Origin of the sequence: Parabacteroides sp. AF18-52 (assembly GCF_003479145.1) — a bacterium.
GTDB lineage: Bacteria > Bacteroidota > Bacteroidia > Bacteroidales > Tannerellaceae > Parabacteroides > Parabacteroides faecis.
The window spans coordinates 264,589-282,891 of sequence record NZ_QUGR01000001.1; the positions used below are offsets into that span (position 1 = coordinate 264,589).

11 protein-coding genes are annotated in these 18,303 nt (G+C 44.2%); 3 read left to right on the forward strand and 8 right to left on the reverse strand.

From position 1 onward, the window contains the following. Nucleotides 1–59: 59 nt before the first annotated feature. Both DWX23_RS01100 and DWX23_RS01105 read right to left on the reverse strand, forming a co-directional pair. A complete protein-coding gene (locus DWX23_RS01100) occupies nucleotides 60–3,920 on the reverse strand; it encodes a TIM-barrel domain-containing protein (protein ID WP_122373086.1) in 3,861 nt (1,286 codons plus the stop codon). Nucleotides 3,921–4,027: 107 nt separating this feature from the next. Next, nucleotides 4,028–5,725, reverse strand: coding sequence for a histidine kinase (locus tag DWX23_RS01105; RefSeq protein WP_122373087.1), 1,698 nt, complete (start codon nucleotides 5,723–5,725; stop codon nucleotides 4,028–4,030). A gap of 153 nt (nucleotides 5,726–5,878) precedes the next feature. Between DWX23_RS01105 and DWX23_RS01110 the strand changes: the two genes are divergently transcribed. Further along, the gene (locus DWX23_RS01110) at nucleotides 5,879–7,054 is read left to right on the forward strand and encodes a VWA domain-containing protein (RefSeq protein ID WP_122373088.1); all 1,176 of its coding nucleotides are present in this window, start codon (nucleotides 5,879–5,881) and stop codon (nucleotides 7,052–7,054) included. Between the two features lie 103 nt (nucleotides 7,055–7,157). On the opposite strand, the gene DWX23_RS01115 is transcribed toward DWX23_RS01110, so the two are convergent. Further along, complete coding sequence (locus tag DWX23_RS01115; RefSeq protein WP_122373089.1) at nucleotides 7,158–8,972, reverse strand: YgiQ family radical SAM protein; 1,815 nt, start codon at nucleotides 8,970–8,972, stop codon at nucleotides 7,158–7,160. A gap of 182 nt (nucleotides 8,973–9,154) precedes the next feature. Between DWX23_RS01115 and DWX23_RS01120 the strand changes: the two genes are divergently transcribed. Further along, nucleotides 9,155–10,156 (forward strand): malate dehydrogenase, encoded by a 1,002-nt coding sequence (locus tag DWX23_RS01120; protein WP_122373090.1) that lies wholly within the window; start codon nucleotides 9,155–9,157, stop codon nucleotides 10,154–10,156. Nucleotides 10,157–10,236: 80 nt separating this feature from the next. On the opposite strand, the gene DWX23_RS01125 is transcribed toward DWX23_RS01120, so the two are convergent. Genes DWX23_RS01125 through ispE form a run of 3 tightly spaced genes read right to left on the reverse strand, consistent with a single transcriptional unit; the run spans nucleotide 10,237 to nucleotide 14,127 of the window. Continuing rightward, nucleotides 10,237–12,729: a prolyl oligopeptidase family serine peptidase gene (locus DWX23_RS01125; protein WP_122373091.1), complete on the reverse strand. Its 2,493-nt coding sequence runs from the start codon at nucleotides 12,727–12,729 to the stop codon at nucleotides 10,237–10,239. A 16-nt stretch (nucleotides 12,730–12,745) separates the two neighbouring features. Beyond that, nucleotides 12,746–13,321 carry a bifunctional 2-polyprenyl-6-hydroxyphenol methylase/3-demethylubiquinol 3-O-methyltransferase UbiG gene (locus DWX23_RS01130; RefSeq protein WP_122373092.1) on the reverse strand — a complete coding sequence of 192 codons (576 nt, stop codon included), beginning with the start codon at nucleotides 13,319–13,321 and terminating at the stop codon, nucleotides 12,746–12,748. Next, nucleotides 13,318–14,127 (reverse strand): 4-(cytidine 5'-diphospho)-2-C-methyl-D-erythritol kinase, encoded by an 810-nt coding sequence (ispE, locus tag DWX23_RS01135; protein ID WP_122373093.1) that lies wholly within the window; start codon nucleotides 14,125–14,127, stop codon nucleotides 13,318–13,320. Before ispE ends, DWX23_RS01130 begins: the two co-directional genes overlap by 4 nt. Nucleotides 14,128–14,376: 249 nt before the next feature. Here ispE and DWX23_RS01140 point away from each other — a divergent pair, with 249 nt between their 5' ends. Continuing rightward, on the forward strand, nucleotides 14,377–15,468 hold the full coding sequence (locus DWX23_RS01140) for an acyltransferase (RefSeq protein ID WP_122373094.1): 1,092 nt from the start codon (nucleotides 14,377–14,379) through the stop codon (nucleotides 15,466–15,468). Between the two features lie 83 nt (nucleotides 15,469–15,551). Here the strand turns inward: DWX23_RS01140 and DWX23_RS01145 are convergent, their stop codons facing one another. Both DWX23_RS01145 and DWX23_RS01150 read right to left on the reverse strand, forming a co-directional pair. After that, the gene (locus DWX23_RS01145) at nucleotides 15,552–16,961 is read right to left on the reverse strand and encodes an MFS transporter (RefSeq protein ID WP_122373095.1); all 1,410 of its coding nucleotides are present in this window, start codon (nucleotides 16,959–16,961) and stop codon (nucleotides 15,552–15,554) included. A 24-nt stretch (nucleotides 16,962–16,985) separates the two neighbouring features. Continuing rightward, entirely contained in the window at nucleotides 16,986–18,293 is a 1,308-nt protein-coding gene (locus tag DWX23_RS01150; RefSeq protein ID WP_122373096.1) for a folylpolyglutamate synthase/dihydrofolate synthase family protein, read from the reverse strand. Nucleotides 18,294–18,303: the final 10 nt, after the last annotated feature.

Genomic DNA, 18,303 nt, shown 5'->3' on the forward strand with positions numbered 1-18,303 from the left:
TCCCTTGCCCCGGCATAAATGTCCGGAACAAGGGATCGGGATGCTTTATCTAAGATTACTTAGAACTTACACATATTTAAGTCTTTATCTACCAGCATGCCGTCGATGGCTTTCAGGTTGAATTTGACTTTACGTTTTGCTTTCAACTTCAGGATGAATAAATCGGCTGTTCCTTCCAGTGTTTCCTTATCGCCGAGATTCACGAATGTTGGATACAAGGCTTTTTGGCCGCTTGTATGCAGACGGTCGTAAGTCAGGTTTTCCATGACCTTCAGGTTCAATGGCTCTATACCTGCAAATTCGTAATCTTGCTGGTCGTAAGGCAGAGCAAAGCTCAATCCATTGACTGCTTTCAAGTCTATACCCTTCACCTTTACTTCAACGATTTCGTCTTTGTTGTAACTCTGTTTAGGAGTGCTGATCTCGATCGTACCGGCTGCCTTTTCCGTGCCCTGTTCTTCGATGCCACCATCCAGTTGGGTAGCGACAACGGAAATATCATACGCGTCGATCAAACCGTTCTGGTTGATATCTCCGGCACTTACATAGTCGAAATCACTGTCACCTTTGCGTAAACCGGTATAATTCATATAAGAAGTAAGGTCATTGTTGTCGATCTTCTTATCATTGTTGATATCACCCGGCAGATAGCTTTCTGTTCCCGGAACTTTGAATACATATAATTCGCGCCCTGAACCGTAGTTACCGACACCTTCCGTTACATTCAGCTTGATGTAGCGCGCTTTCGGTTTTTCTTTGAATTCGAATACCTTTATATCGCCGTTACGTTCAAATTTGAAGGAATCGACCGGTGTCCAGTTTTCCTTGTCCATACTATAAGATACGAAGCCTCTCAGCATGGTACCGTTTCCACCGTCCTGACGGGACAGGTAATGGAATTTATCCAACTGGTTGACTGTACGCAGGTCAATGATTATATCGAACGGAATAGCGTTCTTGCGATATTTCGTATGGAACATGTCGCCAAGTTCTGCAAAGTCGAACAGGCGGAATATTTCAAAGCCTCCCTGTTCTTCCGCCGTCACTTCGCCACGGATGCCTTTAATGGCAAATTCAAGCGGATTGGATTTTGTTTTTACGCTGAAAGAAGCCCAATCGGAATAACCGTCTTTGTTAACCGAACGGATTTTGAATGTATAATCTGTTTCAGCATCTAGTCCATCAAACAACAATTCCGTATTCTTGATGGTCGTGTACAGCATATCATTGAATTCGATCTCATAGAAGTCGGCGCCAGCCACTTTGCTCCATGTCGGTTTCAACGTATAGGCTTCTGTATTCTCTTCTGTAACCTGTGCGGAAGGTGCTGTCAGCGTTCCGGTTGAAACACGATGGCTGTTGCCCATATCGAATTTGTAACCTTCGAAAGTAACTGTCGTCATATTTTCCGTAATATCCGTTGCTGCTAATTTTACCAGCAACTGTGGGTTCTTGATGATCGTTACCTTTTCAAAGTCGCTTCCTTTCGTCGCAAACTTATTCAGGTTAGGAGCCGCATCGTAAAAATAAACGTTTTCACCTTTCAGATATTCGTCCATTGAACGGGCTTCTGTCAGTTTAACTTTGTCTTTACCTATTTTAGCAGCGATCTTTTTCGGCATTTCGGAAACGTTGAAATGGAGTTCTGTCGCTTTTTCCTTCACGAAACCTTTAAAATCTCCGGTAGACGGCTGGATCGTGACAGTTACATTATTCTTATTGCCTACTTCTGCTTCGATCTGTGTCGTTACGCCTTCACCATTCAGATAAGCCTGTGTAATACCATCATCGTCATATTCCGTAAATGAGCTGTAACCGTCCGGATAGATTTCATAGATCCGCAGGTTCTTATTGATCTCAGCTACATTATTATTCGGATTTGTCATCGGAATGATAGCACCGCTTTTTACAAAGACCGGCAGTTTCCACAGTGGGGAAGCGAAGTTATTGACCACGCAATTACCGGCATATTTCTCTCCGGTGAAATAATCGACCCAAGCACCTTCCGGCAGGTAGATACCATCACGAATATCATTTCCTTTTTTGTCAGCCTGTGTTTCCTGATAGATAGGAGCGACCAGAAAGTAGGGGCCGTACATAAACTGGTATTCTGTCGCTTTACCATAGGTATAAGGATTCGGATATTCCAGAAACATCGCACGGATCATCGGCTTGCCATCCACCGCTTCTTTAGCGATGCTATAGGCATAAGGCATCAACTCCGATTTCATTTTCAGATACCAACGGTTAATAGAGGTCGCCGGTTCGCCAAGGGCGTGCGGATATTTCTCATTCGCACCCCAGCCGTCCATATTCAACTCCATCGGTGTCCATGTCTTCCATTGGAAATCACGGGTGTTCATCGCCAGGTTCTTTCCGCCGAAGATACCGTCCATATCAGAAGTGATATTCGGTTGTCCGGACAATCCGGAACCGATATATGTCGGGATATGAAAACGGATATATTCCCACTGGCCGCCTGTCTGGTCGCCTGACCAGATGCCGGCATACCGTTGCGTTCCGGCCCAACCATCCAAAGAGATGATAAAAGGACGGGCATCATTTCCATAATAAGGCATGATGTGGCCTACATCGGATACACCATTCAGGCCGAATGAATAACCGGCACCAACCCATGCCACGTCTGTTTTCAGGACACGAACCCCGGCATCACGCACTTCTTTTACGATATCACGTTGCAACAGGGCACTGACTTCTGGCTTCGGATGCAAGTCCGATTGTGTCCAGAGTCCGATCTCCACACCGTTCTTATGGGCATAATCAGCCAGGTTTTTCAGGTTCTGTATATTTCCGTCCAAAGTCTCCGTCTGTCCGTATCCGGCACCGTAACCGTCATTAGGCAACAACCATCCGAGCGGCATATCATGGTTTTTATAGCGGTCGATTACGGCACGGGCAGAGAACTGGTAATTGTTCTTTTCCCCGTTCAATGATTCTTTGATACCGCCATTGTCTTTCTGACTTTCTTTATAACGTTTACCGTCTTCAAAAAGGATTCCTTTTTCATCTTCTACCCAATAGTCGCGGTTATAGGCATTCAGATGTCCCTGGTAGAAACCGAACTTCGGCAATAAGACTGGGTTTCCCGTCAGTTGATAGAAATCGTTCAACAGAGATACTGCACCATCACTGACCATATAGAATGCATCCAGATAATCGGTATCATGGGACAGCATTACGGTTCCTTTTTCCGTTGCACCGAAATCATATTTACCAGGTTTGAATGTGTACCACATAAAACCATAGCCGTTGGTCGACCAGTAATAAGGGGCAGGAGAGGCAACACCTCCATCCGTCCAACTGTTCTGGTTTTCAATGGCAATCGCTTTCCCTTTATGAGAGAAGCGTCCGTTTTGCACACCGCCGCCATAGAAGTATTCACCCGGATTTTCTTTCAAAGTAAGGATTGTTTTCCCTTTGTCATAAAGAACCGGTTTTACTTCTTCGAATGCCACTTTATTTGTGACCAGATTGATCACTTTCAGCAGGGAAGTATTTTTATCCAGTTCCAGTCTCATTTTATTTGTGCTGATAGAAATAGTGTTATTATCTTCTTTCAGCGTCAGCGGAGAGATGTTCTTTCTGGGGTTATCAACCAGGATCTGTGCTTCCGGTTTGGCTTCCGGATCACGAAGGATTCCGCCATTGACATCCTGGAACATTCTGAAGATGTTTTCCCCGTAAAAATCATAGGTTATTCTCTGATTGTCGGAGAACAAGACTTCTACTGTTGTAGGATTGATTTGTTTCACACCGACAATTTTTTTATCCTGCTGTATTTCCATACATACATTGTCGGCTTTTTGTATGGCTAGCATGGATAATGGTGAAAACAAAGGAAAGGCAAGAGCGAGTATAAGCACTTTCTTTTGCTTCATTTTTCTAATAGTGTCATTCATGTTTATCTGTTTTAACGAATAAATGATTTAAGCAACAAACTTACTGGTTATTATTTTTATGAGCAAAAAATAATAAATATATCGAATAATAAAAATACGTTCTATAATCAGACAATAAGGGGGAAGCGTAGCAGGACAATCACACCGGTATCTTTCCCGTCGTCTTCTTTTTCAGTTATTTCGATCGTAATATGCATATTATACAAACTATTCAACAGTTTTATACGTTCACGGGTATTGGTAAGTCCCCGCGAATGATGCTCTTTCTGATGACGTGTTTTGAGTTCGTTACTTTTTTTCAGGCCGATACCATTATCTTCTATTTTGACACAAAGACTGCTGCCTTCTGCCTTGACGGACAGGTACAGTAACCCGCCGGACTCCTTGTAGCGCAGGCCGTGCCATATTGCATTTTCCAACTGGGGTTGTATCAGCATATTGGGAACAACAATATGATCGGAGTCGAGTGATTCGTCCACATCTATCTTATAGACAAACTTATCGCTGAAACGCATATGTTCCAGATCCAGATATTCCTTTAGTTGTTCCAACTCCGTCGAGAGGGGGGTAAAATCCTTATTGGAGTTTTCCAGTATATTTCGCATCAGACGCGAATAGGAGGAAAGATATTTGTTTGCCTCCAACTCATTGTTCTGGGCGATGAACTGGTTGACACTGTTCAGGCTGTTGAAGATGAAATGAGGGTTCATCTCACGACGCAACGACTGAAGAGCGATTCTCTTATTCTTTCGCCGGATAGAGTACCAGGCTTTTACGGTGAATACCAGAAAAATAAGGATCAAGACGATCGAACCTATCAATACATAATTGAATGTGTTTTTCTTTTTGATCAGTTCGTCTTTCAGAATACGTTCCTTTTCCAGTTGGGCGATCCGTGCTTCATGTGCCTGGAAGAATTTCTGATCGATCAACGTACTGTCCGATTTGACCAACGGCTCCAACTGTTCCATAAAGTTAGCATACAGATCCAATGCTTTCCGTGATTGGTTTTCTTTCCGGTACTGATCGACCAACTGCTCCAGACTTTTCTTCGCTTCCATAGTGTGGCCTTCCTTCAATGCCATATCATAAGATTGCTGGAGTGAGGCTATCGCCTTGACTTTTTGGCTGTCAGCAGCATATACTTTAGCGATTTCCCGTTGTACTTTAATCGTTTCCACCGGTTTATCCTTCACTTCATCCAATATACTGTTCAGGTTGCTGATAGCGGCTTCCTTATTATTCATTACCAGATTGACATTTGCCATCTGATGGAAAGCGGCAACGCGGTCTTCCTGCTGTTCCGGCCTGTTGGATGTGTTCAATAATTTTATATTGCTCTTGATATAGGGGGATTGCGCCATTGGATCAGAGAAATTCTTTAATCGGTTGACATCATTGTTATTCAACTCCCTGAACTCCTCATTCTGTGATAAGTGGGCAGCACTTGCATAACTGAGAATGGCAGCATCTATCTTTCCCAATGTTTCCTGGATACGACCAATCTCCCGGTCCACACGGGCTGTCTTTTCTTTGTCTTTCAGTTTGTCATACAGTTTCCTGGCATTGAGGAGGTAATTCTCGGCTTTTTCATATTCGCCCTGTTCGATCAGTGTCTTTGCCAATGCTTCATAATCGCTTGCCACCAAATCATCCGATTTACCGCTTTCCAGCGAAGTAGACAGTTTCATGACGGCACTTTTCGCACTTCTTTTCAGTACAGGAGGTATCGAATCCTGCGCCATCGTAGCCGTAGAAAAGTTGCCGAGTACCCATATTATCAGATATATGATCAGTCTGTTCATTGCATGTTTGATTGAGATTGTAAAGTAAGCATATGTAAAACATTTATATCCTATATTTCACCAACTCAAAACGCCGGTTCACCCATTCTTCCCGGAATCCTAAATTCTAACATCTTATTTTTGAGCCATAAACCTATTAAAAAATTTCCGAATATGAAAAGAATTGTTCTACTATGCATTTTATTTACAACATTAACAGCTGCTATAGGCTGTATGTTGGAGGCAAGAAACATGAAAACGTCGACAGAACCAGCCGGTGCTCCGGTCGTAAGTGCTGTCACTGCTAAAAAGACAAAAATACAAGTGGCCATCCTGTTAGATACTTCGGGCAGTATGCAGGGATTGATCGAACAGGCGAAGTCCCGCTTGTGGAATATTGTCAACACGCTCACCACGCTGAAATATAAAGGAGAAACACCGGATATTGAAATAGCGTTGTACGAATATGGCAATTATAAGCGATACGATGGTGATTATATCCGCCGGATTACTCCACTGACAGTCGATCTCGATCTGATCTCGAAAGAATTGTTTGCCCTGACAACCAGCGGAAGTGAGGAATATTGTGGTACGGTTATCCAACGTGCCGTGAAAGAACTGGAATGGGGGAATGACAAAGCGGACATGAAGTTGGTCTATATCGCCGGAAACGAAGAGTTTACCCAAGGTAGTATTTCCTATAAAACGGCAATAGCCAAGGCACTGGAAAAGGATATTTTTGTCAACACGATCCATTGTGGTAGTGAAGATATCGGAATACGTGACTTCTGGCAGGATGCAGCATTAAGAGGAAACGGAAAGTTCTTCAATATTGATGCCAATGCGACCGTCAGAGCCATCAAAACTCCTTTCGATCCGCAGATCATTTTATGTAATGACAAGTTGAACGATACGTATATCGGTTACGGTGCAGTCGGAAAAGAACGTAAAGTGAATCAGACTGTTCAGGATAGAAATGCGGGATCTATTTCATCGGCCAATTATACGGAACGGGCAGTCAGTAAATCCAAGGCTATCTATAAAAACACCTCCTGGGATCTGGTCGATAAGGTAAAAGAGGATAAAGATGCTTTGTCACGTATAAAAAAGGAAGAGTTACCGGAAGAACTACGAAGTAAATCTCCGGAAGAACTGAAAGCTTTCATCACGCAGAAAGAGCAGGAGAGGTCTCTGATCCAGAAAGAAATCAGTGAATTGGCGATCAAACGTCAGATTTATATCGATGAACAACTGAAGAAGGAAGGAGAAAACAAAGGAGATGATCTGGGTAATGCGATTACAGAGTCCATTCTTGCGGTAGCAAAAGTGAAAGGATATACAGCAGAATAGGAGCAATCCTGTTATTTATGAGGGCGTCAAAAATTTATGGCGCCCTCGTGACTTTTTCTACGAATATTTCGTATAAGCAGGCAGGATGACCGAATATTATCGCTTAACGCCCGAATAATTTATTGAGCAGGTCTTTTTTACCTATTTTCTGCAATGCCTGTGTGATTTGCCGGCGAAATTCAGGTTTATACCAGAAGAAGAATTGGCGCTGTGCCAGTTTTTGTTCTTTTGTACGGGCTGTATAAACTTTTTCCAATGTATAAGGGTGGTAACCTGTGTAATACATTTCAGTAGCCAGTGTCATTGGTGTAGGAGTGAAGTCCTGTACCTGCTCCAATTGGAAATGTAGTTTTTTGGTTTCGATAGCCAGTTTTGCCATATCTTCTTCCGTACATCCCGGATGACTGGAAATGAAATAAGGAATTAACTGTTGGTTTAGTCCGTATTGTTTATTGACACGGTCGAATATCTTCTTGAATTGCCCGAATTGATCGAAGGAAGGTTTACGCATCATTTTCAGAACATTATCTTCTGTATGTTCGGGAGCAACCTTTAAACGACCGGACACATGTCGGGCAATCAACTCTTCTGTATAACTTTGTGCCGACTTATTCACGATTTCATCGTCATAGCGGTGCAGAAGCAGATCGTAACGCACACCACTACCGATAAACGATCTTTTGATGCCGGGCATACTGTCAACTGCTTTGTAAATATCGAGCAACGGCGTATGATCTGCATTCAGATTCCTGCAAACGACAGGAGAGATACAGGAAGGTTTTTTACATTTGGCGCAGATACTCTGATCTTTGCCTCTCATCTTATACATATTGGCCGAAGGACCTCCCAGGTCGCTGAGATTTCCTTTGAAATCGGGCATTTCCGTAATAGCCTTCACCTCTTTCAGGATAGATTCTTTACTGCGGGAAGCTATAAACTTTCCCTGATGTGCAGAAATTGTACAAAATGCACATCCTCCGAAACATCCCCGGTGCAGATTGACAGAGAACCTGATCATTTCGAATGCCGGTATCACTTTCCCTTTGTACTTCGGATGGGGTAATCTTGTATAGGGCAGATCAAACGAAGCATCTACCTCTGCTTCCGTCATGGGAGGGAAAGGCGGATTGACTACGATAGTTTGTTTTCCAACCTGCTGAAGGATACGTGACGCATTATATTTGTTTGACTCTTCTTCGATATGGCGGAAGTTTTTAGCCTGTTTCAATTTATCCCGCAAACATTCTTCATGCGAAAAGAGTACGATGTCATCGGGGCTTTTCTCCACCTTATCAGCCAGATAAGCTGTCTGGCGAATGTCTTTTAATTCATGAAAAGGTTTTCCTGCCTGCAGCTGCGTAATTAATTCTTTGAGGGGTAATTCCCCCATACCATAAATAAGGAGATCGGCAGGGCTGTCGACTAAAATACCCGGACGTAGTTTATCCTGCCAATAATCGTAATGAGTCAACCGGCGTAAAGAAGCCTCTATTCCGCCGAGTACGACAGGTACATCCGGATAGAGTTCCTTTAAGATTTTAGTATAGACAATACTGGGATAATCGGGGCGCATACCGGCACGGCGGTCCGGCGTATAGGCATCGTCACTGCGTAAACGTTTATTGGCTGTGTAATGGTTGATCATTGAATCCATCGCTCCCGGTGAAACACCGAAGAAGAGCCGGGGAATTCCCAGCTTCTTAAAATCACGATAATCCCCTCGCCAGTCCGGTTGTGGAACGATAGCCACCCGGAGTCCCATAGCTTCCAGAGTACGTCCGATAACGGCAGCACCAAACGAAGGATGATCCACATAGGCATCCCCGCTAAAAAGAATTACATCTATATAATCCCATCCACGTGCTTCGACTTCCTTCTTAGTGGTGGGCAACCATGCTTCCGGTCTGAATGTTTTCATGCTGCAAAGGTAGGAATTTGAGCTATAACTTCAGCTTATAGGGGATAGAATTTAATGATTGGCGTATTAAAAAAGGATGCTTTACCTTTGTAACCGAAAAGAAAAATACAAGCGAAACAGCAAACATTATCAATAAGATATGTGTTCTCTTAGCAAACATAATTATTAAAAAGTAATACAGTATGAAAGCATTAACAGACGAAAAGCTCACTATCGTAGGTGCAGCAGGTATGATCGGTTCTAACATGGCCCAGACAGCTTTAATGATGGGGTTAACCTCTAATATTTGTCTTTATGATCCTTTTGCTCCGGCTTTGGAAGGTGTTGCCGAAGAAATGTTCCAGTCCGGATTTGAATATGCCAATATTACTTATACGTCTGATATCAGCGAAGCATTAAGAGGCGCTAAGTATGTCGTTTCATCCGGTGGTGCAGCCCGTAAAGCAGGTATGACCCGTGAAGACCTGCTGAAAGGGAATGCCGAGATCGCTGCCCAGTTCGGAAAAGATATTCGTTCTTATTGTCCCGATGTAAAACATGTAGTAGTGATCTTTAACCCGGCCGATATTACCGGATTGATCACGCTGTTATATTCCGGACTGAAACCATCACAGGTGAGTACATTGGCTGCATTGGACAGTACACGACTGCAAACAGCATTAGCACAGCATTTCGGTATCCGTCAGAACCTGGTAAAAGGTTGTCGTACATATGGAGGACATGGCGAGCAGATGGCTGTTTTTGCTTCTACTGCCACGGTAGACGGAAAACCGTTACTGGATCTGATCGGTACACCGGAACTGACGGACGAACAATGGGAAGATCTGAAAGTTAAAGTAATACAAGGTGGAAAACGTATCATCGAACTTCGCGGCCGCTCTTCTTTCCAGAGTCCGTCTTATCTGTCTATCGAAATGATCCGTGCAGCTATGGGAGGTGAAGCATTCCGCTGGCCTGCCGGCACTTATGTTCATACCGGTAAATTCGACCATATCATGATGGCTATGGAAACTGAAATTACCAAAGACGGTATCTTCTATAAAGAGGTAGAGGGAACGGCTAAAGAAAATGCCGAACTGACAGAAAGTTACGTACACTTGAGTAAACTGCGTGACGAAGTAATCGGCATGGGGATTATTCCGGAAATTCATTTGTGGCATACATTGAATCCCCACATGAAATAAGCTGTTTCTTTAATGATATATATGCGAAGAAGGGAGTGACCGGTCATCGGCACTCCCTTTCTTTATATAATGGAAAATGTTTATAAAGTTCTTTCCGGATACATCGCATCCCACCATTCCGGTTCGTCTTTCAACCATTTGGCAAACCAGGCAAAGATTGTATTTTGCCATTCCAGACGTTTCTTATAATCAGCCACTCCGTGGTTCTCGCCATCTACCTGAACGAACTCCACTGTTCTGCCAAGCAGTTTCAAGGCAAGGAACATTTGGATACTTTCTCCGATCGGAACATTTGTATCGGCATTTCCATGCAATAATAATAACGGTGTCTTGATCTTATCGGCATTGAATAACGGACTGTGTTTGGTAAAGAATTCCGGATTGTTCCATGGGTAAGTACCCGTATTGGCTACCGAACAATAACCATAACCCCAATATCCTTCTCCCCAATAACTACTCAGGGCGCTGATACCTGCATGGCTGACTGCGGCTGCAAACAGATCTGTGCGTGTTTGAAGATATTGAGTCATGAAACCACCGTAGCTGGCACCTGCACAACCGATCTTCTTCGGGTTTACGAAAGGGTGTTCTTTACAGAACAGTTCCGTACCACGGATGATTTCGTCGGCAGTCGGTTCTCCCCATGCATTCACATGACGGGCGGCGAACTCTTGTCCGAATCCGGTCGTACCACTAGGATTAAGGGTATAGACAACATATCCCAGAGCGGCATACATGTGCATGGAATAGCTGAACTCCAACGCACGGTTCGTCGGTGAAGTTCCTCCGTAATAATAGACGATCATCGGATATTTTTTATTCGGATCGAAGTTAGGTGGCAGGTAGTAACGCCCCTGTATGGTCGTTCCGTCTTCAGCCGTGAAGTTCCAGTCATGTACCTCTCCAAGTTTCACATCCCGTAGTTTTTCGGCCGACAGGTCATATATCAACCGGCTTTTCCCGTTTTTCAGGTCATAAGCATACAAACGGTTTGCATTAGAAACGCTCTGTCCGTAATAATACATCACAGGAGCGGTTTCTGCCAGAGAATAGTTATAAACTACATCTTCGGATGTATTGATCTGTTTGATCTTTCCGTTTGCCGGGTTACAGGTATAGATACGTTGGTAATCCTGATCTTCTGTCATCATGTAGATCAGGCCATCATATTTATTCCAAAGGGCACCTGTGACATTCGGATTGAAGTCTTTAGTCAATGCAGTCGCTTTCCGTGTAACCGGATCGTACAAGAATAACTGGCCGTCATATGTGTTGGATATCTGCCCTTCTTTGATGTTCTGGCCTATTCCGCCGAAAGCATCACCCGAGCCGCTGACCAGTAATGTTTTTCCATCGGGAGAGAAGGTTCCGCCGTTTACATATTTGGCATGTTCCCAAAGCGTATCGACTGCCATCGTCTGCAAATCGAGTTTATATAATGAGTTGCGTGAATGAGGCAGAGAGGTATAATCTTGCTCACTGGTACTGAACAACATGTAACGGCTGTCCGGACTAACGTCATTAATATATGTACTGTTATGGCCGAAAGTCAGTTGTTCATATAATCCCGATTGCAGATCATATCGCCAGATAAAATAACGGTTACGGAATCCCGGCAGGCGGTCATTCGGTTCCAAAATACGGAGCATATCGGGACCATCCTTCGGGCCTTCTTCCTGTACGGTGAAAAGGAGTGTTTTTTCATCGGGAGTGAAGTTGAAACTTCCTTCCGGCAGATTCATTGCCAGCACTTCTTCCTGCATCGTTGCCGGATCGACCGTTACCAACTCTTTCCCATTGAACCCGGTACGTGTAAAATACATCTTGCTGCTGGTGGGCATCCAGCTTGCATTCATGATAAAACCTTTATCCTGTAACAAAATACGTCCGCTGGCGGCATCGCGTAACTGTGCATACGATTCACTTTTCCCCCCTTCCAGGCGCGTATAGTATTTTACCAACACATATTTACCGTTGGGGGAGACACTGGCTCCGCGGAAGTTTGTCCCTTCCAGTATGTCGCGGGAAGTATACCGTTTCTCCGGATTCAGTGAAGCAACAACTTTTGCATTCTTGTCACTTTTATAAACTGCTTTCAACGTTGGAGGACAGGTATCGTTGTCGGCAGTCAGGTATTTTACTACTACTTCATACCGATGCGGTTCCATCTCCAGTTCAGAGGTTGCATTTACTTTCTTGTTGTTTACATACACATCGAATGATCCCGGACCGGAAACTTCCAATGTCCCTTTGGTATACTGGTCGCTGTTCAGGTAAAAAGAAAAGAAATGCAAGGCATATCCTTTTGGAGGTGCATCGAAACTGATCATTCCGGCGGTATCGGCATTCAGAACAGTTGCATTTGCCAATGCCCGGTCGAAGGGAACAGTTGAGTTCAACAGATTCTTGATTTCAAAGGGTTTTCCATTGACATTCAGGCTGTCTGCCATGATCGGTTTGTTCACCGGAACAGGACCGGCATGCAGGAATTGCATTACTTTTACATCCTCTGCCGCCTGTAAGGTAAAAGCAGAGACAAGTAATACAGATAATAAGCTGGTACATTTATTCATGTTATATTTGTATTTATTAGTTTCGGATTCCGCTGACCATATAAAGCTGGTCGCTGTCTTCCATCGCATCGATATGGAAATAAGGTTCCATCAGGGCGGCAACTTCCCGGGCGGGAGGTAGTCCGAACGATATCCTGTTGGCTTGTTTGTTATGATGACCGTTTATATTTTCCCTTCCCTCACTGTGACAGATCACAAGTTCGCCTCCCGGCACAAGCAGGTTTGCCAGATGATCGATCACCTGATCCGGATATTCGAAATGGGGAAATACGCTATATGCTATGATATAATCGAATTTTTCATCTTTCAGGTCCATAATATCCATACAGCGAAAATCCACGATCGGTGTAGCATATTTCCTGCGTGCCTCTTCGATCATTCGGGGAGACAGGTCAATGCCTGTGATGTGAACAGGGGCATAGGTCAGCAGATACTGTTCCAGTATGCCCGTTCCGCATCCTACATCGAGTATACGAAGTCCTTTATGCAGAGTGGTCTGTTCCAGTATATAATTGATCTTTTCCGGTGCATGGAAACAAAGTTCGTCCCAGCGGTCGGCCAAAGCATCGAAGAAATCGGCTATAACAGTCATGGTAATTGTCCCTCCCAGACAAAGCTATCGCTAAATTGATTTTTTAACTGTGTCGGAGCTTCAAACAATCCGAAAACGGAGGAACCGGAACCGGACATAGATGCATAAACGGCACCAGCCTTGTAAAGTGCCTCTTTGATCTGCCCGATGACCGGATGTTTGGAGAATACGCTTTGCTCAAAGTCATTTATCATTAACTTTTTCCATTCGGAAACGGGTCTGTTGACAACCTCTTTTAACGACAGGACAGGTGCAGCCGGTGTCACCAACGAATAGGCTTCAGGAGTGGAGACCGCTACGTCAGGTTTTATCAGGCAGAGGTGATAACCTTTCAGTGACAGTTCAACCGGTTCAAAAATATTCCCTGTCCCCGTAGCAAAGACGGGTATATTGCGGATAAAGAAAGGACAGTCGGCACCGATAGTTGCCGCTATCTTTTCCAATTCATCGTTTTGTATGTTCAATTTACAAAAATCGTTCAGTAATTTCAGCATGAAAGCTGCATCAGCTGATCCGCCGCCTAATCCGGCACCAAAAGGGATCGCTTTCAGTAAATGAATCTCCAAAGGTGGTACCTCGTAGTGTGTTTTAAGCAGATTAAGTGCTTTTATCACCAGATTCTTTTCGATAGGGGCATCTACTTGTATGCCGGTTTGGGTGAAAGAGAGCTTTTCTGCATTTACTATTTCAAGCGCGTCTTTCACGGGTATTGGATAGAATACAGTTTCAATATTATGATAACCGTCCGGTCGCTTGCTGACGACATTCAGACCCAGGTTTATTTTGGCATTAGGAAAACAAATCATAGATAGATTTTTTTAATTATGTTTTGTAGACAAACGTAAACAAAATAATCTTTATAAGCAAGCTGTATATCGTGGTAAATTATTACTTTATATATTGTAGTTCAAAACTTTTTCATAGATCTGTAATATCCGGTTGAAATGATTAGGTATTGTAAGGTTACTTTTGAAGAATGAGGAAAGACTGATTTTACGGAAATATTGATTATCTTCGCCGCGTGCTAATTTAATTCCAATCGAAAATTCAAGAAAATGAAACGAATCGTTTTTTTAGACTATGTACGCGTGTTTGCCTGCTTCCTTGTTATGGTTGTTCACGCCAGTGAAAATTTTTATGGCGCTCCCGGATCCACAGACATGGCGGGACCGCAATCCTTTTTGGCCAATGAGGCAGACCGGCTGTGGGTGTCTGTGTATGACGGTTTCTCACGCATGGCAGTTCCCCTGTTTATGATTGTCTCCGCCTTTCTTCTTGCACCGATGAAGGAGGGACAGACCATGTGGCAGTTTTACCGCCAGCGTTGTATCCGTATTTTGCCGCCATTTTTTATATTCATGATATTATACAGTACTTTGCCTATGTTGTGGGGGCAGATAGATGGAGAAACATCCATAAAGGATTTATCGCGGATATTGCTGAATTTCCCTACGCTGGCCGGGCACTTATGGTTTATGTATCCCCTGATCAGTCTTTACCTTTTTATTCCTATCATATCACCCTGGCTGAGTAAAGCCACGGCAAAGGAAGAACGTTTCTTTATCGGGTTGTTCCTGTTAACGACCTGTATGCCATATCTCAACCGCTGGTGTGGTGAAGTGTGGGGACAGTGTTTCTGGAATGAATACCATATGTTGTGGTATTTCTCCGGTTATCTGGGGTATCTTGTTCTGGCACATTACATACGTGTTCATCTTACCTGGGATCGCACCAAACGTTTTGCCATAGGATTCGTCCTGATGGTCGTAGGGGCTGCACTGACCATCTATTCGTTCTATATCCAGGCTATACCCGGAGAACTTCATACTACTCCCGTAATAGAAATAGGGTGGGCCTTCTGTACGATCAACTGTGTGATTCTTACTGCGGGCACGTTCCTTATGTTCACATGTATAGACCGTCCGAAGGCTCCAAAGCTGATAACAGAAATGTCGAAACTCAGCTATGGTATGTACCTGATGCATATATTCTGGCTCGGATTATGGGTAACAGTGTTTAAGCAAACTTTGGCATTGCCAACTGTTGCCGCCATACCCAGCATTGCTGTGAGTACCTTCGCCAGCTGTTATGTTACGACAAAGATTCTCTCGCTTTTACCCGGTAGTAAATGGATAATCGGAGATTAAAATAATGTAAGTGTTTAGTATAAAAAAGTCCCGGTATTTTACTCGAAGAAAATACCGGGACTTTTTATGTTTACCTTTGTTCATTAAGGCTCTGCAATCGTTTCTTCTGCAAGGATACGTGCTTTATCGGCATCGCTCTGGATATTGGGCTGTTCCAGACCGTAATGTTTGATCTTATCTTCACGCTTCAACAGTAAAGCGATGATCAATGCCAACACACCGAAACAGGTAAAGATTGCCATCGGCAGCGTATAATCGTAGGCCGGTTTTCCGGTACCGTTGTCGATCTTGCAGTAGGTATCCAGTACCCAGCCGATCAGAAGTGGAACCATACTTAATCCGATATTCTGAACCCAAAAGATCAGGGCATAAGCTGTACCCAGCTGTTTTTCCGGAATGATCTTCGGAACGGAAGGCCACATAGCTGACGGAACCAGGGAGAAAGCAATACCTAATACGACCATGACAATGGTAGCAAACCACCATTCGTTGAGGATCGGCAATGTAAATAGCAGGTGTACGCCGATCAGCATCAATGCACCATAGATCATGATAGTAGCTCCTTTTCCTTTACGGTCGTACAGGTTTCCGAAGAACGGTGTCAGCAGGATTGTACCGAAAGGCAGGATGGCCGGAATGTTACCGGCCAGGTCGGGGCTTACATTATATTTGTTGACCATCAGGTCGGTTGCATATTTCAGGAACGGGAATACAGCAGAATAGAACAATACGCACAACAGGGCGATCAACCAGAACCCTTTGCTTGTAATAATCAGTCCGATGTCTTTCAGGCGGAACGGCTCTTCCTCTTCTGCCTGTTCGACAGCACTCATGGATGTATCCAGTTTGCGGTCCATCACACAGAATACAAGGAAAGCGATCAGACCGATACACAACATACAGAGGCAAAGCAGGATCGGAGCAGAGATACTACCGAAGAACTTCGCTGCCGGAACAGTGATCGACAATGCCAGTGCCGTACCCAAACGGGCTGTAGCCATTTCAAGCCCCATAGCCAATGCCATTTCTTTCCCTTTGAACCATCTTACGATGATCTTGGAAACGGTGATACCGGCTGTTTCAACACCAACACCGAAGATAGCATAACCGAGAGCCGCAACCATAACCTGGGCTTTCCATCCGAACAGTTCACCTTCCATGGTAAAGAAATCGGATATTGCATAATATTTAAGAGAACAACCGATAATCATTAAAATACAGGCACCGACTCCAGTAAAACGGACACCCATCTTATCCAGTACGATCCCCCCGATGATCAACATGAAAAGGAAGACATTGAACCAACCGTAGGCACTTGTGAAGAAGCCGTATTCGGTACTGTTCCAGGAAAGTTGTTCTTCCAACATCGGTTTAAGCGGTGCCATCACATCGGTGAGGAAATACCCGCATAACATAGTAAAGGCGACAAGTGCCAGCACGCTCCATCGTGCCACTTTTGAGTCGCTCAGTTTCTGATGAATTTGTTCAATCATGATATTTGTTTTAATTAAGTTATATTATTTGTTTTCTTTCATGAAAAGAGGCAGCGCATCGGCTACGATAAAAGTACTTCCTCCGATAAAGATCGTATCGTCTTCCCCGGCAGTTGCGAGGGCACGTTCGACAGCTACAGCTACATTATCGCAGGTGACACCGCTTAAACCATGCATCATGCCTAAAGCAGCGATATCGGTTGACGACATTGCCCGTTCGACAGACGCCTGTGTGAAAAAGTAAAAAGCATCGGTAGGCATTAACTCCAGTACGCCGTTGACATCTTTATCGTTTACCATACCGACGATCATATACGTACGACGGGAACGTTTTATCACTTCTTTGAGCTGCATATTCAGATATTGCCATCCGCCGGTGTTGTGACCTGTATCGCATATCACTGTCGGCTTTTCCTGTAAAACCTGCCATCGTCCCATTAATCCGGTGAACTCTACAACATGCTCAAAACCTTCACGAACGGCTTCATCCGGAATATCGATATCTAGGCTGTGAAGCAGATTCAGGGCAGCGAGAACCGTTTTGGCATTTCTGACCTGGGCAACTCCGCCTAACTCGCCGAATAGCTGTCCGTATTCGACAGAATCGAAATACCATTCACCCGTATCCATCAGATATGATTCGTTAAGCAAGTCCTCCTGCGAAGCAAAGTAAACCAACGTATCGTTCCTGTCTGCAGCATCGGCAAAGACCTGTGCGACACTTTGGGTATATATTTCTCCGACGAGTGCCGGAATTTTCGGTTTGATGATACCGGCCTTCTCGAATGCGATCTTTTCAACCGTATCACCCAGGAACTGCGTATGATCGAGGCTGATATTCGTAATGATGCTCAGGATCGGTGTGATAATGTTCGTACTGTCCAGTCGTCCACCCATACCTACTTCAATAATGGCAAAGTCTACCTTTTCGGCACGGAAATAATCGAAAGCCATAGTAGAAGTGAGTTCAAAGAAGGAGGGATGAAGAGGTTCGAAAGTGGTACGGTGACGTTCAACAAAGTCTATAACATATTCCTGGGGGATCATTTTACCATTGACACGGATACGCTCGCGGAAATCGATCAAGTGAGGCGAGGTGAAAAGTCCCACTTTATATCCGGACTGACGAAGGATCGCAGCCAGTAAGTGGCTGACGGAACCTTTCCCGTTTGTCCCTCCTACATGGATCGTTTTATAGGCTTTATGCGGATTACCCAGATAATTATCCAGTGCGATACTGGTATCTAATCCCGGCTTGTAAGCGGATGCCCCGCTGTGCTGAAATACCGGAATGCTTGTATATAGATAGTGAAGCGTTTCTTCGTAAGTCATGCTGTTTGTT